The 19,116-nt window shown below is 47.8% G+C and carries 18 protein-coding genes and 1 pseudogene; 4 read left to right on the forward strand and 15 right to left on the reverse strand.

Going from position 1 to position 19,116, the window contains the following annotated elements:
* Positions 1 to 78 precede the first annotated feature (78 nt).
* The 3 genes from FGB90_RS06520 to pdxR all read right to left on the reverse strand — a co-directional run bounded on the left by FGB90_RS06520 (position 79) and on the right by pdxR (position 3,853).
* Positions 79 to 1,464, reverse strand: coding sequence for a sensor histidine kinase (locus FGB90_RS06520; protein ID WP_171051725.1), 1,386 nt, complete (start codon positions 1,462 to 1,464; stop codon positions 79 to 81).
* On the reverse strand, positions 1,461 to 2,159 hold the full coding sequence (locus FGB90_RS06525; protein WP_138809705.1) for a response regulator transcription factor: 699 nt from the start codon (positions 2,157 to 2,159) through the stop codon (positions 1,461 to 1,463). The genes FGB90_RS06520 and FGB90_RS06525 overlap by 4 nt, the downstream gene beginning before the upstream one ends.
* A gap of 296 nt (positions 2,160 to 2,455) precedes the next feature.
* Positions 2,456 to 3,853 carry a MocR-like pyridoxine biosynthesis transcription factor PdxR gene (pdxR, locus tag FGB90_RS06530; protein WP_306419226.1) on the reverse strand — a complete coding sequence of 466 codons (1,398 nt, stop codon included), beginning with the start codon at positions 3,851 to 3,853 and terminating at the stop codon, positions 2,456 to 2,458.
* Positions 3,854 to 3,969: 116 nt separating this feature from the next.
* On the opposite strand from pdxR, the gene FGB90_RS06535 reads away from it, so the two are divergent.
* Both FGB90_RS06535 and FGB90_RS06540 read left to right on the forward strand, forming a co-directional pair.
* Positions 3,970 to 4,659 carry an aspartate/glutamate racemase family protein gene (locus FGB90_RS06535; RefSeq protein ID WP_138809707.1) on the forward strand — a complete coding sequence of 230 codons (690 nt, stop codon included), beginning with the start codon at positions 3,970 to 3,972 and terminating at the stop codon, positions 4,657 to 4,659.
* A gap of 397 nt (positions 4,660 to 5,056) precedes the next feature.
* Positions 5,057 to 5,443 carry a hypothetical protein gene (locus FGB90_RS06540; RefSeq protein ID WP_138809708.1) on the forward strand — a complete coding sequence of 129 codons (387 nt, stop codon included), beginning with the start codon at positions 5,057 to 5,059 and terminating at the stop codon, positions 5,441 to 5,443.
* A gap of 87 nt (positions 5,444 to 5,530) precedes the next feature.
* On the opposite strand, the gene sigK is transcribed toward FGB90_RS06540, so the two are convergent.
* The 7 genes and pseudogenes from sigK to FGB90_RS20230 form a co-directional block, all read right to left on the reverse strand.
* Positions 5,531 to 6,259, reverse strand: a complete 729-nt coding sequence (sigK, locus tag FGB90_RS06545) for an RNA polymerase sporulation sigma factor SigK (protein WP_138809709.1) — start codon at positions 6,257 to 6,259, stop codon at positions 5,531 to 5,533.
* 187 nt (positions 6,260 to 6,446) lie between these two features.
* Positions 6,447 to 7,058, reverse strand: a complete 612-nt coding sequence (locus FGB90_RS06550) for a hypothetical protein (RefSeq protein ID WP_138809710.1) — start codon at positions 7,056 to 7,058, stop codon at positions 6,447 to 6,449.
* 170 nt (positions 7,059 to 7,228) lie between these two features.
* A complete protein-coding gene (locus FGB90_RS06555) occupies positions 7,229 to 8,137 on the reverse strand; it encodes a metal ABC transporter substrate-binding protein (RefSeq protein WP_138809711.1) in 909 nt (302 codons plus the stop codon).
* Between the two features lie 327 nt (positions 8,138 to 8,464).
* The gene (locus tag FGB90_RS06560) at positions 8,465 to 9,205 is read right to left on the reverse strand and encodes a PRC-barrel domain-containing protein (protein ID WP_138809712.1); all 741 of its coding nucleotides are present in this window, start codon (positions 9,203 to 9,205) and stop codon (positions 8,465 to 8,467) included.
* Positions 9,206 to 9,270: 65 nt separating this feature from the next.
* Positions 9,271 to 10,959, reverse strand: a complete 1,689-nt coding sequence (locus tag FGB90_RS06565) for a glycoside hydrolase family 13 protein (protein WP_138809713.1) — start codon at positions 10,957 to 10,959, stop codon at positions 9,271 to 9,273.
* 2 nt (positions 10,960 to 10,961) lie between these two features.
* The gene (locus FGB90_RS06570; RefSeq protein ID WP_497706971.1) at positions 10,962 to 11,840 is read right to left on the reverse strand and encodes a substrate-binding domain-containing protein; all 879 of its coding nucleotides are present in this window, start codon (positions 11,838 to 11,840) and stop codon (positions 10,962 to 10,964) included.
* Positions 11,820 to 11,966: pseudogene (locus FGB90_RS20230) on the reverse strand (LacI family DNA-binding transcriptional regulator); the annotation flags it as partial. The gene FGB90_RS06570 and the pseudogene FGB90_RS20230, both read right to left, overlap by 21 nt.
* A gap of 130 nt (positions 11,967 to 12,096) precedes the next feature.
* On the opposite strand from FGB90_RS20230, the gene FGB90_RS06575 reads away from it, so the two are divergent.
* A complete protein-coding gene (locus FGB90_RS06575) occupies positions 12,097 to 14,088 on the forward strand; it encodes a S9 family peptidase (RefSeq protein WP_138809715.1) in 1,992 nt (663 codons plus the stop codon).
* A 278-nt stretch (positions 14,089 to 14,366) separates the two neighbouring features.
* Here FGB90_RS06575 and FGB90_RS06580 read toward each other — a convergent pair whose 3' ends face one another.
* Positions 14,367 to 14,615: an HPr family phosphocarrier protein gene (locus FGB90_RS06580; RefSeq protein WP_138809716.1), complete on the reverse strand. Its 249-nt coding sequence runs from the start codon at positions 14,613 to 14,615 to the stop codon at positions 14,367 to 14,369.
* Between the two features lie 145 nt (positions 14,616 to 14,760).
* Here FGB90_RS06580 and FGB90_RS06585 point away from each other — a divergent pair, with 145 nt between their 5' ends.
* Positions 14,761 to 15,387: an NUDIX hydrolase gene (locus FGB90_RS06585; RefSeq protein ID WP_138809717.1), complete on the forward strand. Its 627-nt coding sequence runs from the start codon at positions 14,761 to 14,763 to the stop codon at positions 15,385 to 15,387.
* Here FGB90_RS06585 and FGB90_RS06590 read toward each other — a convergent pair.
* The 4 genes from FGB90_RS06590 to mtnN form a co-directional block, all read right to left on the reverse strand.
* Positions 15,366 to 16,880, reverse strand: a complete 1,515-nt coding sequence (locus FGB90_RS06590; protein WP_306419222.1) for an MDR family MFS transporter — start codon at positions 16,878 to 16,880, stop codon at positions 15,366 to 15,368. The genes FGB90_RS06585 and FGB90_RS06590 overlap by 22 nt on opposite strands.
* Before the next feature lie 181 nt (positions 16,881 to 17,061).
* On the reverse strand, positions 17,062 to 17,301 hold the full coding sequence (locus FGB90_RS06595) for a YrhC family protein (RefSeq protein WP_210237226.1): 240 nt from the start codon (positions 17,299 to 17,301) through the stop codon (positions 17,062 to 17,064).
* A gap of 158 nt (positions 17,302 to 17,459) precedes the next feature.
* On the reverse strand, positions 17,460 to 18,041 hold the full coding sequence (locus tag FGB90_RS06600; RefSeq protein ID WP_138809718.1) for a hypothetical protein: 582 nt from the start codon (positions 18,039 to 18,041) through the stop codon (positions 17,460 to 17,462).
* Positions 18,042 to 18,354: 313 nt separating this feature from the next.
* Positions 18,355 to 19,056 (reverse strand): 5'-methylthioadenosine/S-adenosylhomocysteine nucleosidase, encoded by a 702-nt coding sequence (gene mtnN / locus FGB90_RS06605; protein WP_138809719.1) that lies wholly within the window; start codon positions 19,054 to 19,056, stop codon positions 18,355 to 18,357.
* Positions 19,057 to 19,116: the final 60 nt, after the last annotated feature.

The raw sequence follows: 19,116 nt of genomic DNA on the forward strand, positions 1-19,116 counted from the left end.
TGTCTATTTTTGATGACTGATCGGGACAGGCAAGCTGAAATTACTGTAGAAAAAGACTTCAGGATTGAACCTGAAGCCTCAACTTTCAGCATTCAGATAAATATAAAAAGTTGTTCCTTTTCCAGGATTACTGGACACCTGAATTGTACCGCCATGCTGTTTAACTATCTGTTTAGTAATTGGAAGCCCCAGACCGCTGCCTCCTTTTTCAGAGTTTCTTGCCTTGTCCACCCGGTAAAATCGGTCCCAGATATTTAAAAGTGCCTCCTGTGGAATGCCTTCTCCGTTATCACTTATTTCAATCATCGCCTGACCATTAATCAGGGCCGTTCCAATTTTTAAAGACCCTCCTTCAGGGGTATGCCTGATACAGTTTTCCATTAGATTCAGAAGTGCCCGCTCCATCTGAAAAGCATCAAGCTCCACATGGATGCTCTCCTGATGATAATTTTCCGTGACCGTGAGGTTCTTTTCCTTTGTAAGGAACCTCACTTTACTGATGACTTCACTAAGAAAAGGTGAGAGGTCTGTTCTCTGGCACATTAGTGGTTCGTTACCTTCCTCCAGTTTCATTAAATGAAATAGATCCTGAACCAGTTTTTCCATACGTTCAGCTTCCTTATATATGATCCCTGACTGTTCCTGTACTTCCTGATCGCCATCTCTTTCCTTCAGAAAAGCAGAATAAGCCTTAATGTAAGTTAATGGCGTTCGCAGATCGTGAGATATATTGGACAGGAATGACTGTTTAGTATCACGGTATTCCTTCAGCTGCTTCGCCATAGATGAAATATCCTCTATCAGAAAGGAAAGTTCGTCTCTTTCCCTTCTGGAAAATTCCACATTAAAGTTTCCTGATGCAATTTCCTTCGTCGTCTGTCGCAATTTCACAAGGGGGGAGGTAATTTTATTTGTATAATAAATCACCATGATGCCTGAGAAAACGAGAGCTGCAGCACTCATTATGACGATCAGCATAATCAGACTCTGTTTAATCGTTTCAAATTCACCGGTGTCCTGATCAATGAACAAAAAGGCTGTAATTTCACCATCAACTACGATTGGTTCGAATGCCCATATATGAGGAATATGCTGTTCCACTGTTTCTACAAACCCTGCTCCTCCATGCCTTGAAGATTCGGCAGCAGCTATCCAGCTCTGATATACTTCAAGATCTTCCTCTGATATGGCACCTGTTTCTGCCTGTACCGTAAAATCTTCGTTGAAGATAATGAAGCTATTTTCAATGTTTCTCCGCTCCATCAGAATAACGTGTTCGAAAGTAGCCTCGGCAGGCTCAGACTCTATTGCATCTCTGTGTGCCTGAAGACGATCTTTCACTTCTCCCTCAAGCTGGCTCTGATAAAAATTCTTTGAGATAAAATAATAGGATGTTCCCATAACAAGAATGACTGCTGTTGTGGCAGCTAATATGAAAAATGACAGTTTTGACGAGAGCTTCATGTCTGCCCCTCCGGTTCCACCGGAATCCGATACCCGATTCCCCATACCGTTTCAATGACTTTACGCTCCACCCCCGCGCTTTTCAGCTTCTCCCTTACATTTTTAATGTGCGCATCAACATTTCGGTAATCGCGCTCATCCAGATCGTCCCATTCCAGGTAGAGGAGCTGTTCTCTTGTATACACTCTGCCGGGGTTTAAAAAAAGGCGTGCAAAGAGGTGGAATTCCTTTTTTGTCAGAGGTACAGGGCGTTCCCTGTACAGCACCATCATATCTTCTGTATCCAGAACAATCCCTCCATTCACTTTCCTCTTTTTACTGACTTTCGGCTGATTTGTCCTCCTGATCACAGACTGCACACGGGCCAGCAGTTCCTGAGGTTCAAATGGTTTGGTTACATAATCGTACGCTCCGGCATTCAGCCCTCTTACAACCTCCTCGGTCTCACCGAGGGCCGACAGAATAACTACCGGAACAGGACTTCCTTCCTTTTCAAGCTGTTCAAGTACTTCGAATCCGCTCATGCCAGGCATCAGGATATCAAGCAGAATGATATCAAACGGTTCGTTTTTTATAATGCTTAAAGCCTGCTCACCAGAATCAGCCTTGGTAATTTGGGCATCCATGGACTTCAGGCAGAAAGAAAGCAGATTCTGCATCTGAATTTCATCTTCAACGATCAGGATTTTAACCACTATATGTCCTCCTATGCTTTTTTCCCCATTGTAACCTTAATGTTTAAAAAAAATTTGAAGAGACCTTCATTTTTAATACATTTGATATTTCGAATGAAAGTAGTATGAGTGGAAATAACCCTCAATAAAGGAATAGGAATAGCCCGATCTGATCACCGATCGGGTCTATTTACACATTTCCTTTAACTGTTTTATATCTTATTATAGTGTTTTTTTTTTCAAACTTCGCGCCTGAAGAAGGAAAAGCCGCCCGGAAACCAGTTGCCTGCAGAGTAAAAGATCAAGCGCCATCCGGCTTAGGATGGCGCTTCTTTAATCCTCTGCAGCGCTTCACTCAGTCTATTCACACCTTCCTTTATTTTCTTCTCTGTTAAGCTTCCGTATCCTAAGACAACTTTTTGCTGGTGAGCACCTTTATTGAGTGCATAATCTTCCACGGGGTAGACGAGGACACCGGCTTCATGGAGCAGTTCCTTCACCTTTTCACAAAATACGACTCCCGGGAATTCAACCACTAAATGCATCCCCGATGACTGCCCTAATATCTTTGCTGAAGGAAAATGCTCACGAAGACTGGCCGTAAGTGCTTCGCGGCGTTTTTGATATATTTTCTTCATCCTTCTGACATGTCGGTCAAGAAAGCCTTCTTCAATAAACCTGGCTAAAACATGCTGTTCCAGCGAGGAGGTATGACGGTCAGTGTACCATTTCAGCTCGCGGAAGCGGTTCACCAGGTACGGCGGCAGCACCACATATCCTATTCTCAGTGCCGGCGATAAAATCTTACTGAAGGTTCCCACATAAAGGACCCTTTCCGGATTCAGCCCCTGAATGGAATGCACCGGAACTCCTTCATACGTAAATTCACTGTCATAATCATCTTCCACAATATAGGTATCCATTTTCCTGCTGTATTCTATAAGCTTTACTCTCCGCTGAATGGATAGTGTCCCTCCTAAAGGAAACTGGTGGGATGGGATGGTAAAAAGAAAGCTTGGCTTAATGTGAAGCGGCAGACTTTCCGGAATAATCCCTTCTTCGTCAGCCGGAACAGGATGCACCTTTGCTCCAGCAATAGAAAAGATCCGTCTCATTTCATCAGTCACCGGATCCTCTACTGCAATAAACCGATCATTGTGGTGTGTTAATACCCTGGAAATCATATACAAAGCTTGGGTTGCACCGGCTGTAATGATGATTTGATCCGCATGGCAGTGCACACCTCTTATTTTCAGTAAATACTGGGAGAGCACCTCTCTGAGTTTCCTGACTCCCTCGGAACCACTGTAGGCAAATGCTTCTTCCGGCGTGTCAATACACACCTCTTTTAATAAACGGCCCCATATTTTCCGGGGGAAGTGATCCATTGCTGGATTGGCGGCCCGAAAATCAATAACATCCTTGGATAAATTAGAAACCCTGGCTGGAAAAACGGGGTGAGACCTTTCTTCCTCCCTCTGAAAGGTTATCCCTTTTGCTACATAAGTTCCTGACCTGGGTCTCACGTCCAGGTATCCCTCAGTAATTAACCGATCGAAGGCTTCCAGACACACATTTCTTGAAATTCCAAGGCTTGCGGCCAGTTCTCTGGTGGAGGGGAGTTTTTCCCCTTCTGTAAATTTCTGTTTTAAAATACCGCTTCGAATCTGTTCATATACTTGTTGTGTAAGAGATACCTTGCTTTCGCGTTTCACAGTAAGCAATCAGAACGCCCCCGCTCTTTTCTGGTACTATCAAAATAACTGATCTGTGGCTCTATTACCTACCAGTATAGCATGATATATTTTTTACAGACGGGGAGGTATATATTATGAAAACAGTCGGTTTAATAGGTGGACTCAGCTGGGAGTCTTCCGCAGAATATTATCGTTACATCAACATGTTTGTGAAGGAAGAACGTGGTGGATTAAACTCCGCTAAATGCCTCATGCACTCTTTTAATTTTGCTGAAATAGTTGAAATGCAGCATAACGGAGAATGGGAAAAAGCGACACAGGCCATGTTAGAGGCGGCAAAGACACTTGAGAGATCCGGGGCCGAGGCCATTGTCATATGCACCAACACGATGCATAAAATGGCTGAAGTAATAGAAGGAAATGTAGAGATTCCGCTGATTCATATTGCCGATGCCACCGCTGTTAAGATTAAGGAACAGCGCTTGGATACAGTAGGCCTTATCGGCACTAATTTTACTATGGAACAGGATTTTTACAAGGAGCGCTTGAAAAAGCATGGGATCGATGTGGTCGTTCCTGACGAGAGAGACCGGCAAGCCGTTCATAATGTCATTTATGAGGAGCTCTGTCAAGGGGTTATAAAAGAATCTTCTAAGAATGCTTACTTGACGATTCTGTCAAGGCTTGCCGAAAAGGGTGCACAGGGAGTAGTTCTTGGCTGCACAGAAATACCCCTGCTCATAAATCAGAAGGACACATCCTTGCCTTTGTTTGATACAACGTACATACACTCCAATGCAGTTGCAGAGTTCGCGCTGAAATAAAACCAGTCGTGGTTCCTGTACATCGCAACCCTAAAAGTAAACATTACGGTATCTTTTATGAAAAAGCCTGTTCTGATGGGCCACAGGTTTACTTGTTTCAGGCACCCCGAACACGCCTCTTATTTCCTGGATTACAGAGGCGTGTTTGGGGTTATTTTTGTTTAAATGAATATATTGTTTATTTCCATCGAATTCGGCTAATAAGTACCTGAGTCCTGTTTTATAAAGGAATCCCATTATAAATATCATTAAAAAGTATGTGAACACCGATATTCAAGCGGCAGACTCAGAATCGTCACTGAAGATCTCGCGAAGATGACGGCTGATAAGCAAACTGACTTCCTTCCAATTACCCTCTTTTTACAAACACTCATTTTTTTAAAAGCAGGTGAACGACGTGAACGGCTTTTTTATTGTGAGCGGTATTCTAGCGATTGTGACATGCTTTGCCCACGCAGCGTGGGGAGAAAAACGTATAATTAAAGACCTGCGGAAATCAGATGCAACATCACTGACAAAAGCATCATTTCACGTCAGCTGGCATCAGCTTACTGCTTTTCTGTTCGTTACGGGATCCTTTTTAACTTTGTACGGCATTGGGATGCCCATCACGTTCTTCGATTTCTTTATTGCCTATGTTCTCTCCGTTTTCCTGGCGCAAAATATCGTTTTTATCGCCCTCAACGTCCGTTTGTATCCGGAAACTTTCTTAAGCGCCCTGTATCCGGTAATCAACGTATTTATCATGGTCGGCTTTATCGTACTCGGATCATTTCTGTTGTGACAGACCGTATTACACACTTGAGGCGCTCGGGATCCATTTGCCAGGAGACTAAAAGATCAAGCGCCACCCTTTGCGGATGGCGCTTGTTTAATCCGTTTCCTTCGGTTTCAAAGCGTTTTTCTGGTGACGGTAGAACTCGTGGAACAGCTTCATAAGGGCACGCTTTTCAATGCGCGATACATAGCTCCTTGAGATCCCCAGCTCTTTGGCGATCTCCCGCTGGGTTTTTTCCTTTTTCAGATCAAGCCCGAAGCGGCCCACAATCACTTCTTTTTCCCGGTCATCGAGAACGTGGATGAACTCGTAAATCTGCTTTTTTTCCATCTTCAGCTGGATCGCATCCACTACGTCAACCGTTTCAGCCTGGAGCACATCAATCAGGGTGATTTCGTTCCCTTCCTTATCCGTACCAATCGGATCCTGAAGTGAAACGTCCTTCTTCACTTTTTTCAGGGCACGCAGGTGCATGAGGATTTCATTTTCAATGCATCGTGCTGCGTAAGTGGCGAGCTTGGTGCCTTTTCCCGACGAGTAGCTTTCGATCGCCTTGATGAGACCGATCGTCCCGATGGAAATAAGATCTTCAGTGTCCTCCCGGGTGTTCTCGAACTTCTTGACAATGTGGGCGACAAGACGCAGGTTGTGCTCGATGAGACGGTTTCTGGCGTCTGGGTCTCCTTCTTCCTTCATGAGTTTCAGGTACTTTCGTTCTTCCTCTTCTTTTAGCGGCTGAGGGAACGCGTTGTTTTTCACGAAGGACACAAAAACGAACAGTTCTTTGATGAGGTAGGTGACCGCTGCCAAAAATCCGGACATGGAAAAACCTCCTTGTGGGCACTTTACCTCTATGTTTATGCCCACTTCCGCTCCTGTGTGCGTGTACAAAGATAAAATGACCGGAAAAGGAGAAATAGCACGATGCTTCTTTCTCTAAGTTTTTTAAAAAGTGACATTATGTGACCGGGTAACTCCGGTTCTGACATAAAAGAAGCTTACCGGAGTATCATCCCTGGTATTCCTCTATTCGTATGTAACGGTTAACCTCACCACCGTGGTGTCGGATAATCTGGTAGACATTACGCCGGTATTCAAGAAAAGCTTCGGACGATTCGAGCCTGAAAGTGGATCCGTCCTCCATTTTGAAAACAAAAAACTCGTAATACAGCTCAAAGTGCCCTTCATTGGCCACGGGCTGCATTTCCACAATTTCGTCCCAGGCAATGTACTCCTCGCCCAGGCTGAACGCCGGCTTGTAGGTAATGCCCTCCATATCAGCGTAGTAGTGATGTTCAAGGGAGAAGTAAAAAATAACAAAGCTGAATGAAAACAGAACCGCTGCCACTGTACCGGCAAGTCCGGGTCTGAGCACCCCGCGTTCATCCATCCAATTCGTAACGATCAGGTAACCGAGGCACACCATTCCGGCCCATGCATAGGCAGTGTAGTGCATGAGGAATGCCTGATCGGGAATAACCATAAACCAGTACGGCAGTGAATTATACAAGTAACCGTGCGTCACGTACAGCGTAAACAGGGAAAACAGCGTTCCCCCTACAATGGCAATAATGCCGAACAAAAGAAGTCCGAGACGGACATTCTCACGGTATTGATCCATCTTCAGTGTCCCTCCAGACCCGGCTGAATTTTCTAAAATTTCCCGGTCTGCTGTTTATTATACAGGAACTCCCGCACGTTGTGGGAATGGATGGAAATTAAATTCGGTAAGCGAAAGAAAAACCGCTTTCTCCGGAATAGGGAGAAAGCGGCAGGCAGGTACATGTATTCTTATTTAAGGCCCTCAACGAACGTCTCTGCATTGTGACGGAGCATATCGATGTACGTTTCCGCTCCGGATCCTTCTCCCCCAAGCGCATCTGTGTAAACTTCCCCGGCAATCGGTACGCCGGCGTTGTCGGATACCTGGCTCATGTAACGGTCATCGACTGTACTTTCCACAAATACGGAAGGTACGCCCCGGTCCTGAACGAGGTCAATGACGCGGTTGATCTGCTGAGGTGTCCCTTCTTCGTGGGAGTTGATTTCCCAGACTCCTTCAGTGTCAAAACCGTAATCGGCACCAAAGTACTTGAACGCATTTTCACTTACAACGATGAGACGGTTTTCTTCAGGTATAACTGAGACTTCCTCTTCAATCCATGCATCAAGTTCACGTAGTTCCTCAATGTAGGCTTCCGCGTTTTCCCGGTAATGCTCTTCCCCATCCGGATCGCGCTCGATCAGGTCATCAAGAAGGTTTTCCACGTAAGTGATACCGCTTTTCGGCGTCAGCCAGGCATGAGGGTCAGCTTCGTCGCTTCCTTCAAGCGGAATCGGCTCTACACCTTCAGAGAGTTCGACGATTTCTGTATCAGCAGCGTTTGAGACAATTCTCTCAAGCCACTCTTCAAGATCCATTCCATTAATGTAAAAAACGTCTGAATCACTCACTTTTCTGAAGTCACTCGGCACAGGCTCGTACTCATGAGGCTCTTCTCCCACCGGTACAATATAATCAACTTCACCGCGGTCCCCGATAACCTCTTCAATCATATTGCCCAGTACGGAAAAGCTTGTTGTAATCGCCAGACCCTCCCTGTCCTCTGCGTCTCCTTCATCAGTGCCGCAAGCCGCCAGTGTAAGGCCGCCCGCAAGAATAACACCTGCTGCTACTGTCTGTTTAAACCATTTTTTCATTGCCGATGTCCGCTCCCTTCATGATTACATCATCACATTATGATGGTTATGTAAAAGTGTGACGTCCTAAAACTATTTTCTCTCAAGCTATGTTTGTTTCCCTTGTGCAACTTTTGTGATTATGTCCACATTATAGGGGATGAATCTATTATGAGTCAAGGAAAAACTCCCGTTTCTAACTTTAATCCTGGAGCAGGCTGCACCTTAAGTACAGGTAATGAATCACACACAGGTAAATTAATCGAAATCCCTGTATCTCCTCTTATAGTGAGCACACAAACAAACCCGGATGCATCATATGCACCCGGGTTTGGACAGAGCCTGCGATCAGTCCCAGTATTTCGGTTTTCCGTAATGGTTAAAGACACTTGTTTCCATATCACGATCGAGGGTCATGCCTTCCGTATATTCCGGTGCCTCTTCCACTGCCTCTTTCTTCAGGTCCACGCTCACAATGGACTGAGGCCAGTTTACATCGAGAATCCATTCAGTGGAGATGAGCACCTCTTTTCCGCCCGGAAGCCAGCGGTTCGTATCCACCACAAAGTAGCGCACTTTAAAGGAATCTTCTTCGACAAGTATATCCTTTACCTTGCCGAAGCTTTCATCACCGGTGGATATTTCATACCCCACCAGATCTTTAACACTTATAATATTCGTCTCTTCTTCCTGGAGATCCTCAACTGTTTCTGTTTCCCCCTGGGACAGGTCACGGGGCACTGCACCGCTTCCCCAGAGCCCGGCCCCCATCCAGTATGGGTTCAGTCCATAAAACCGGGAAAACTGCCGTTCGAACTTCCGGGTCATCGGCTCATCTTCAGGTGCCGGGCTGTCTTTAGCCTGTTCTTTTGTGACATCCACGTGAAGACGTTCCTCTTCGATGGTGAAACTCTTAATCGAGGCAGGGGATAAAAAACGTGTTTCACCTTTCAGCCATCCCCCTTCCACCACGATATAGCGCACGGTCCAGGAATGCTCGTCAAAATAAAGGTCACTTACACTTCCGATCTCATCATCTTCTCCGATTACATCAAAAGGCTTGAGCATTCGTTTATAGGAAAATAACATCTCCGTCACTCCTTTAGTGATAGTGTGTTGGAGATGATTTTCCCTTCCCTGCCTTAAGCGAAACGTCAGACCATAACGCGGTACACTCTCGCTTCATAAGGAGTGAAGCTCAGCTTCGTATCAAATGTCACCACTTCCTCCGACTCGGTATTGCTGATCAGGAGGCCGCCTTCTTTTCCGCTGTATTCCTCCGGCAGTACAAATTCGGCCTGCTCACCGGTAAAGTTACAGATCACGAGAAGTTTCTCTCCCTGGTAAGGGCGCTCAAAAGCGAAAAACGTCTCGTCTTCAGGCTGAAGAAGGTCATAGCCTCCGTATACGATAACCTCGTTATTGTGGCGCAGTTCAATCAAACGGCGATAGTAGTGATAAACCGAATCGGGATCTGCCACCGCCTGCTCGGCGTTAATTTCAGTATAGTTCGGGTTGAGCTTAAGCCACGGCTCGCCAGTTGTGAATCCGGCGTTTTTCTCTGTATTCCACTGAACAGGAGTACGGGCATTGTCACGCCCCTTCACGTAAATCGACTTCATGATTTCCTCATGAGGCACGCCCTCAGCCCGTTTCTCACGGTACATGTTCAGAGTCTCAATATCCTCATACTCATTAATTGATTCAAACTTCACATTCGTCATGCCGATTTCCTCACCCTGGTAGATGTACGGCGTTCCTTTCATCATATGAAGCATCGTTGCAAGCATTTTTGCTGACTTGACCCGGTACTCACCGTCGTTGCCAAAGCGGGACACCATCCGTGGCTGGTCATGGTTGTTCATGTACAGACTGTTCCATCCCTTATGCTCAAGTGCCTTCTGCCATTTGCTGAGATTTTCTTTCAGATCACGGAGTCGGAGCGGACGGAGGTCCCATTTGCCTCCCGGACCGGAGTCGAGATCGACGTGCTCAAACTGGAACACCATGTCCACTTCCTCGCGCGCCTCATCTGTATACTTTTGTGCCAGGTCAGGTGTGACGCCAGGCATCTCAGCCACTGTCATGGCATCGTAGTTTTTCATGGCCTCCTGGTTCATTTCATGGAGAAACTCGTGAATGCGCGGACCGTTGGCAAAGTACTCACCGCCAGGGGCATACTTTTTACCTTCCTGGGGTTCTGCATCCGGAAGTCCTTCTACTTTGGAGATGAAGTTCACCACGTCCATTCGGAAACCGTCGATTCCTTTATCGAGCCACCAGCGCATCATGCCGTATACTTCTTCGCGCACTTTCGGATTTTCCCAGTTCAGGTCCGGCTGCTTTTTTGAAAACAGGTGGAGAAAATACTCCCCGGTCTGCTCGTCGTACTGCCAGGCTGAACCGGAAAATGCAGACTCCCAGTTGTTCGGCTCCGAACCGTCCTCTTTTCCCGGACGCCAGATATAGTAGTCGCGGTACGGGTTATCCTTGGATTTGCGGGATTCAGCGAACCACTTATGCTCATCTGACGAGTGGTTGACAACAAGATCCATGATGAGACGCATACCCCGTCCGTGTACTTCGGAGAGGAGATTCTCCCAGTCCTCCATCGTACCGAACTCATCCATAATGGCCTGGTAATCGCGAATGTCGTAACCGTTGTCATCGTTCGGACTGTCGTAGACCGGGGACAGCCAGAGAACGTCCACTCCCAGGTCTTTCAGATAGTCCAGTTTTTCTGTAATACCGTTCAAATCACCGACGCCGTCTCCGTTACTGTCATTAAAGCTCCTCGGGTAAATCTGGTATACAACGCTTTCCTTCCACCATTGTCTGCTCATTTTTATTCCTCCTCTATTTGTCTAACTGTCTGTCGTTCTATAATCGCGTGCTTTGCAGTAAGGGATCCCCCACCATTTATGAGTGTTCTGAATGCCTGCTCACCCATTGCATGGAGAGGCTGCTCGACGGTGGTCAGGGGCGGCAGTGCCATTTCCGCTGCCAGCGTATTATCATACCCCAGCACCGACAGTTCCTCAGGCACCCTGACACCACGTTCCCTTGCTGCATGGAGCGCGCCTACTGCCATTTCATCACTTGATGCAAAAAGAGCTGTAAACGCAGCTCCCTCATCCAGAAGGCGGCCAGTCTCCCGTTTGCCCGATTCAAAGCGGAAATCCCCAAACCGGACCAGAGAGTCCTGGCGCGGAATCCCGTGGGCCTTAAGTGCGTCGAGGTAACCGTCAAACCGGGGTTTTCCTGCAACCGGATCACTGAGCCCGCCGCCAAGGAAGGCAATGCTGCGGTGACCTTTTTCTATCAGGCAGCTCGTTCCATCAAACGCTGCTGTCTGGTCATCCACCTTTACATAGGGGATTGTCTCTTCATGGCTCCGTGTAGCAACAGTGACTACCGGCAGACCAAGACCGTCAATTTTTTCACCAAGGTCTTTCGGGAAATCACCGCTTGCGTACAGGATACCTTCGACCCGCTTCTGTTTGAGAATGGTGAGATAATCATCCGTACGCTCCCCTTCCGAGCCGGTGTTGCACACCACGATGCTGTAGCCTTCACTCTGTGCAGCAGCCTCAATTCCCTCAAGGAGCTTACCGGCAAAAAGGCTCGATACATTGGGCAGAAGAACCCCCACTGTTCTGGTGGCCTGGCCTACAAGCCCTCTTGCCAGGGCATTCGGGCTGTAACCGAGATCCTCAATCGCCATGATTACTTTCTTTCGTGTCTGCTCGGAATATCCGCTCTGGTTATTGACAATCCGCGACACTGTGGCAATCGACACACCGGTCTTCCTCGCCACATCCTTAATCGTGATCGACATTGCATCACCTCGTTTACGTAAACGTTTACGTTCTCTACAATATCACACTGTAAAAACGTTTTCAAAGGAGGAGAAAAGAATTGAAGATTCAGAATATCTTCTTTATACTGGATAACAACCCCCGATAAGAAGGAGACCTGACATGACAAGACCAGTAGAAATTGAAGACCTGAAAAAAATTAATGTCCTGAATGAACCCCAGTTTTCCCCTGACGGACGGCAGTTTGCCTACATAAACCAGATCGTCAGCGAGGAAGACGAGTACGTTTCCCATTTACATCTACAGTCCATCGACAGTGAGGAGTCTGTCCAGTGGACGTTCGGGAAGGAACGGGCCAGCTATCCCCGCTTTTCCCCGGACGGCAGATGGGTGGTTTTTGTTTCAAACCGTAAAGACAAGCCGCAGCTGTTCCTCCTCTCCACATCCGGTGGCGAGGCCAGACAGCTCACTTCATTTAAAAATGGAGCCATGCAGCCTGCCTGGTCACCTGACAGCAGCCATATTCTCTTCACCACCTCCCTTGAAGAAGGGGAGGACCTGAACGAGAACAGTGATGATGAAGATAAGAAAAAGAACGGCAGTAAAGACTCTGAACCGCTTGTAGTGACTCGTTTGAAATACAAGTCGGATGCCACAGGCTTTCTCGACGACACGTACAAACAGATCGGCCGCTATTCTCTTGAAAAGGACGAATCCGAACTTCTGACTGAAGGACCCCATCATCATGAACCAGGCGGATGGTCCCCTGACGGAAAACAGATTGCTTTTTCAGCCAATAAAAAAGAGGAAAGCGATTATCACATTATTTCGGATGTTTTCCTGCTTGATGTGGAGTCGAAAAAGGAAACGTGCCTCACCGACGGGGAAGGCGTCTTTTCACTGCCGTCTTTCAGTCCTGACGGGAAGAAGCTCGCCTATTTCGGTCACCGGAAGGAATACTCCGGAGCTACACACAGTAAGCTCTGGGTGACGGAGCTGGATTCCGGTGACACGGAATGCGTAACAGAGGACTGGGATGTGAACCTTGGCGATTCGGCAATTGGAGATTTACGCTCCGGTCACCCGTCCCCGGGGCCTGTATGGAACGAGGAAGGAACCGCTGTTTATCTGACCGCCAGTGTGTACGGGAATACGAATTTCTACAGGGTAAACCTTGACGGCAAAGTCGATGAACTGTTCACTGGCCGCCATCATGTATATGGATACAGTGTTTCACCCCGGCACGGTAAAGCGCTCCTTGCTGTAAGCACGCCGGTAAATCCTGGAGATGTGGTGCTTCTCGATCTTGAATCAAACGAGCATCGCACGCTCACAGATGTTAACAGAAATTACCTGAATGAAGTCACTCTTTCCGAACCGGAGGAAGTGACATTCAAGGCCGATGACGGCTGGGATATTCACGGCTGGATTATGAAACCCCACGGATTTGAGGAAGGAAAGAAATATCCGACGATCCTTGAGATTCATGGCGGGCCCCATGCGATGTATGCGAACAGCTTTTTCCATGAGATGCAGTTTCTCGCTGCCTCCGGGTATGCTGTGCTCTACACAAACCCACGGGGTGGACACGGATACGGCCAGGAATTTGTAGACGCCTGCCGTGGTGATTACGGAGGCAGTGATTACACCGATCTTATGAGTGCCACAGACCAGGCGCTGGAAAAGTTCGATTTCATTGATAAAGACCGGCTCGGAGTTACGGGTGGAAGTTACGGCGGTTTCATGACGAACTGGATTGTCGCCCATACCGACCGTTTCAAGGCAGCCGCCACCCTCCGCTCCATTTCAAACTGGATTAGCTTTTACGGCGTAAGTGACATCGGATACTTCTTTACTGACTGGGAAATCGGGGCCGATCTCATGAGCGACCCGGATAAGATGTGGGAGCACTCTCCCTTGAAATACGTAAAAAATATCAATACGCCCCTCCTCATTCTTCATGGGGAACGGGACTTCCGCTGTCCGGTTGAACAGGCAGAGCAGCTGTTCGTGGCCCTTAAACACCAGAAGAAGGAGACGCGGTTTGTACGTTTCCCGGGTGCCAACCACGAGCTGTCAAGGAGCGGTCTGCCAAAACTCCGCTACGCACGCCTGAAGGAACTGGAGAACTGGTTTGAACAGTATCTGAAGTAATTTTTAATTAGTAGAGCGGAACGTAAGGCGGCGTCTCCTGCGGGAAGAGCAGGAGCAGAAGACCCCGCAGGGACGAGCGTTTACATCGTGAGTTCGCTTCGAGCTGCTTCGACGCAGAAGCTTCGGAGCGTTACGGGCAGAGGAAGAAGCACGAAAACTACTCTGCCGGCTGAAGCCCTGCCCGCGGAAAGCGTCCGCCTGCAGTGGAACTTTAAAGTTTCTTAAATCAAACAAAAACAGCGGCCCTTGCGGGAACCGCTGTTTTTGCGTTTCGTTCGTTATTCTGCTCTGGAGAATTTTCCTGTTTCCAGCAGGTCGTCGATGAAACCTGTCTCAGTTTCACCGTCAAAAGTAAATTCAATTTCCTGGCCGGGCTGCAGAGACAAGGCGAGTACGCCAAGCAGGCTTTTCGCATCCACCACCCAGTGTTCCTTTTTTATCATGATGGTGGACGGATATTTTGATGCCGTATTGACGAATGTGCTGGCTGTTTCCGCAAAAATCGGTTTGTTAACGACTAACTTCATCTTCTTCGCCTCCTCTCACATTAGTTTTATTATAATGAGTTTCCATGTGACTGGCAACGGATTTTTTCGTGCTCATTATTCTCTGTTTTTCCTTCGTTCTGGTAAACTGAAACTTAAACAGCTTGCAGTAAAGGAGACGGTCACAGTGAAACAGCCTTCAGACACAGATCTTTACCGGTACTTTAACAGCAGGAAAGCAGGACTGCTTGATGAAGAGCAGTACCGCTCTTTTGCCATCTTTGTTCCTCTCATTTATAAAGAAGACGGTCCGCACCTTCTTTTTCAGGTGCGCGGGAAAAAAATTCGTCAGCCTGGGGAAATCTGTTTTCCCGGCGGCAGGGTCGATCCCGGTGACAAATCAGCCGAAGCAGCAGCAGTCCGGGAACTGATCGAGGAAATCGGCGTAAAAAACACCGAGGTTACGGTTTACGCCCAGCTCGACTACATGATCACTCCGTACAAATTCAATATTTATCCGTTTCTTGGTGAGATCTCATCCGAAGCTGAAATGAATCTGAACAGGGCGGAGGTTCAGGAAGTGTTTACCGTCCCTGTAAAGGCCCTTCTGAAAATGGAGCCGAGCACATACAACATTTACCACGAAGTTCAGCCTGAAGAAACGTTTCCATATCATTTAATCCCCGGCGGCAGGGATTATGACTGGCGCACCGGGGTAGTTCATGAGCATTTTTACGAGTACGAGGGGCGGGTCATATGGGGTTTGACGGCAAGAATTTTAAAGCACGTCCTTCATCTGCTTTCGTCACGCTGATCGCCTGATCCTTTGGAAACATCCCCGTTCGGAAGACTGATGATGAGAATGATACTGATAACGGCCATTATAAACACCCCTGTATACACGCTGTTAAGCGCCTCCGAAATTCCGCCTGCCAGTACAGCCAGTTCCGATTCAGTAAACCGGCTGCGCTGAACAGGGTCTAGGAGCAGATTGGCAACATCAAGCGTCCGCGGGAGATCCAGATCTGCGCCCTCCGTTCTGAGATATGCTGCCAGCCGGTTGTTCAGGATGCCCCCGAGCATCGCCACTCCAAGTGCACTTCCAAGAAGCCGCATAAACATATTGGAGGCTGTCGCCACCCCCCTGAGGTTCCAGACCACCTGACTCTGTATGGAAACAATAAACGTTGTTGTCGTAAAGCCCATACCGCCTCCGATGAAAAAGGATGCTGCACCCGCCCACAGCGGGTGCTGGACCTGGGGCAGGAAGGTAAACATGGCTGCTCCGGTTAAAAGACTGGCAGCGCCGATCATGGCGGTTTTTTTAGCGCCAAGAGGTACAAGCCAACGTCCGGCAAGGGTGGATGAAATCGGCCAGCCCACACTCATGGCGGTGAGCGTAAAACCTGCCACCATCGCCGACTCTCCTAAAACAATCTGAACATAGGTGGGCAGATAGCTGGATACCCCAATCAGGACCGCTCCAAGGGTTAGAGAAGCCACGTTGGCAGTGGCGATGAGCCTGTTATTCCATATCGTAAGGGACATAACCGGGTCTGCTGCCCGCTTTTCCTGTAGGATAAACAGCAGTAAGGAGACAAGAAACAGACCAGTCAGTCCTATAATCTCAGGCCCGGTCCAATCCCATACCGTGCCTCCCTGGATGAAAACGATCATCAGGGCCGTTACACCGGTCAGAAGAATGGCTGTCCCTGCATAGTCGATCGGCTTTTTCCGTTTCTCAACGTCTTCTTTCAGGAAAAGTGCCACACCGGTGACAGCAAGTATACCAATGGGGATGTTAATCCAGAACACCCACTGCCAGTGAGCAAACTGCAGAATCAGACCGCCGATCACGGGGCCAAGAACAGCTGAAATTCCCCACACACTGGCAAGGTACCCCTGTATTTTTGCCCGCTCCTCACGGGTATAAATATCTCCTACAATCGTGGTTGCTATCGGCTGAACAGCTCCTGCACCCAGCCCTTGAAGGACACGGAAGGCGATGAGCCACTCGATGGACGGGGCAAATCCGCAAAGAATCGATCCGGCAAGGAAAAGGGTAACTCCTGCAGCAAATACCCTCTTTCTTCCGAACATGTCGGAAAGTTTGCCGTAGATGGGTATAGTAACAACCTGCATAAGCAAGTAGGTTGAAAACACCCAGCTGAACAGCGAAAATCCACCGAGATCGGCTACGATACTCGGCATCGCTGTTGATACAATTGTTGCCTCCACTGCTGCCATAAACATGGCGAGCATCACACAAGCCAGTACCAAAGGTCTTTTGTTCTTATTCCCTGTCACTCCCGCTTCCCCCTCAATGTCCGCTCAAATTTACTGGCCACTCCCGGTCCTTTTCGTATGTCTAAGTAAAAGTATACCATCTATCCGCCAGGTAAAAGAGATGGCCTAATGCAGCGGACGCAGGCACAAAAAAGCGGATGCCCGCATTAGGACATCCGTTGTACTTATTTATATTACACTATTATGCTTCACCTTCATTAAGCTTCTTCTGATTAAACATTGCAATTCTATGAAAAACAACGGCCAGAACCAGAACGGCCATGTTCATAACTACATAGAGGGGCTGGCTTTCTGTCGCCAGTGCTTCTGTCGGGAGGAGAAGCCCGATAAACATGAATATGCTTAAGCTCAGAAGTACGAATGCATAGCGCTTATAATCAGTTACTTTTTCCTTAAGTGCTTTCATCTGCTTTTCTGCCATCGATGCTCACCTCTCTCGTTGTCTCTGAAAACAGTATAACATGGGAGAGACCTGAGGCGGGGTGGCAATTCGCACCAGCTGTTGGCAGATGCACCCTGAACCCTTACCGCGAAGCTCAGTTATGGTTTGACTTATAAGCTAACCTAATCATATATTTCTTACTTGGCGGTAATCGGCCAAGTGTGGGATTCGAGCACCTGCTGAAGGCTTGTGCGAAGGGCGTGGTTACGACGGTCATTCACGATGGAGATGCTTCCCGAGTCTGTATAAAACGTATATTTCGTCCGGGGGCCGTCTGCGCGGAAGATTTCCTCGGTTTCAGCGTGGGTGATGTCGCTATAAGGGAAAGTGTCAGCGGTAAGAGAGAAAATGGGACTTTCGACAAAAGCGTCTTCTGTAATCGTTTGATAATGAAAAACCGACAGCGCAATCAAAATACCAATAACGAACACGCCCGCACTGTGAAGAATAACGGAAAAACGAAACCAGTAAAAATTTGTGATGCAGATGATCGTTGCGGACAAACCAAAACAGATTACGGCCAAACCAATCAAAGCCCCTCCAAAGTACAGATACGCTTCCCGCGGACGCACGAGAGCCCAGACAGCCTCGTTTAGGAACAGCGCATCCTGCACGTACATAAGGGTAACGATGGGGACAAACAGAGAGGCAATGATCGTGAGTACCCCGAATGCAATTAAGAATGGCGCAATGTGATCGGATTCAAACAAACGACGCAAGCAAAACACCTCCTGGCGGAAATATTATTATTCCTTACGGACTTTCAGCAGCTCGGCCTCAAACCGACCATCGCTGTCATGAAAAATATCATTTAGGGCCTCCCTATGCAGGTTAGGCTCATGTTAATTATAATTGTATTCTCCAGAATAAGGTAGATTCCTTCACAATAGCTAAGGGGAAAACCTTCAAAGTCCCGATATAACAGGAGGTGGTCGTGACGTTCGGGCTCAATTGAGCACATTTCTGCTTATTTCCCGAAAAAAACCACCCGCTCCGGTATTCCCGGGAGCGGGTGGTTTGCATTATAAGCATCTATTGCTGTCTGCGCAGTTCCTCGAGCATAAGCAGAACATGACGGGCGGAGTTAACCGACGCCGTTTCAAGAAATTCGTCATATGAAATTTTTGCGTCTTTTCCGGCTATATCAGAAAGTGAGCGAATGATTACGAACGGGCACTGAAACTGGTGGCATACCTGGGCAATCGCCCCTGCTTCCATTTCGGAACAGTAGGGATCCTTAAATCGTTTCCGGATCTGTTCCACCCGTTCATGATCACTCATAAACGAATCACCGGAAATGATCAGGCCCGGCACTGCACGGACACCGACTTCCTCGGCACACCGCTTGGCGATTGTGATAAGTTCCTCGTTCGGCTCGTAGGAAGCCGGCATCCGCGGCACCTGACCGAATTCATACCCGAATACAGTTGCATCCACATCGTTGTAGCGCACCTCTGTCGAAATAACCACATCGCCGACCGCAAGCTCACTGTGAAAGCCTCCTGCCGAGCCTGTATTAATAATCGCATCAGGATGATAAAGCTGGTTAATCAGCGTTGTGCTGATTGCCGCGTTCACTTTTCCGATTCCCGATTTGGCAAGCACGACTTCCACTCCCTGAAGTTTCCCGAAAAAGAACTCACAGCCTGCAATTACCTGTTCGTCTCTTACGTTCATTTTTTTCTTCAGCAGCTCTACTTCCTCTTCCATCGCACCGATAATTCCTACTGTCATAATGGGATGTCCTTTCTCTCCGGAAATTGCACGTACTGTCCGGTGTCAAAAAAGATGCCG

The organism is Alteribacter natronophilus, assembly GCF_006007885.1.
Taxonomy (GTDB): Bacteria; Bacillota; Bacilli; order Bacillales; family Salisediminibacteriaceae; genus Alteribacter; species Alteribacter natronophilus.

Bases quoted from the DNA above. Each gene is read 5' to 3' on its own strand.
- FGB90_RS06520 (WP_171051725.1), bottom strand. From the start codon at position 1,464: ATGAAGCTCTCGTCAAAACTGTCATTTTTCATATTAGCTGCCACAACA.
- FGB90_RS06535 (WP_138809707.1), top strand. From the start codon at position 3,970: ATGAAAACAGTCGGTTTAATAGGTGGACTCAGCTGGGAGTCTTCCGCA.
- sigK (WP_138809709.1), bottom strand. From the start codon at position 6,259: ATGTCCGGATTTTTGGCAGCGGTCACCTACCTCATCAAAGAACTGTTC.
- FGB90_RS06550 (WP_138809710.1), bottom strand. From the start codon at position 7,058: ATGGATCAATACCGTGAGAATGTCCGTCTCGGACTTCTTTTGTTCGGC.
- FGB90_RS06555 (WP_138809711.1), bottom strand. From the start codon at position 8,137: ATGAAAAAATGGTTTAAACAGACAGTAGCAGCAGGTGTTATTCTTGCG.
- FGB90_RS06560 (WP_138809712.1), bottom strand. From the start codon at position 9,205: ATGTTATTTTCCTATAAACGAATGCTCAAGCCTTTTGATGTAATCGGA.
- FGB90_RS06565 (WP_138809713.1), bottom strand. From the start codon at position 10,959: ATGAGCAGACAATGGTGGAAGGAAAGCGTTGTATACCAGATTTACCCG.
- FGB90_RS06570 (WP_497706971.1), bottom strand. From the start codon at position 11,840: ATGGCGATTGAGGATCTCGGTTACAGCCCGAATGCCCTGGCAAGAGGG.
- FGB90_RS06575 (WP_138809715.1), top strand. From the start codon at position 12,097: ATGACAAGACCAGTAGAAATTGAAGACCTGAAAAAAATTAATGTCCTG.
- FGB90_RS06580 (WP_138809716.1), bottom strand. From the start codon at position 14,615: ATGAAGTTAGTCGTTAACAAACCGATTTTTGCGGAAACAGCCAGCACA.
- FGB90_RS06595 (WP_210237226.1), bottom strand. From the start codon at position 17,301: ATGGCAGAAAAGCAGATGAAAGCACTTAAGGAAAAAGTAACTGATTAT.
- mtnN (WP_138809719.1), bottom strand. From the start codon at position 19,056: ATGACAGTAGGAATTATCGGTGCGATGGAAGAGGAAGTAGAGCTGCTG.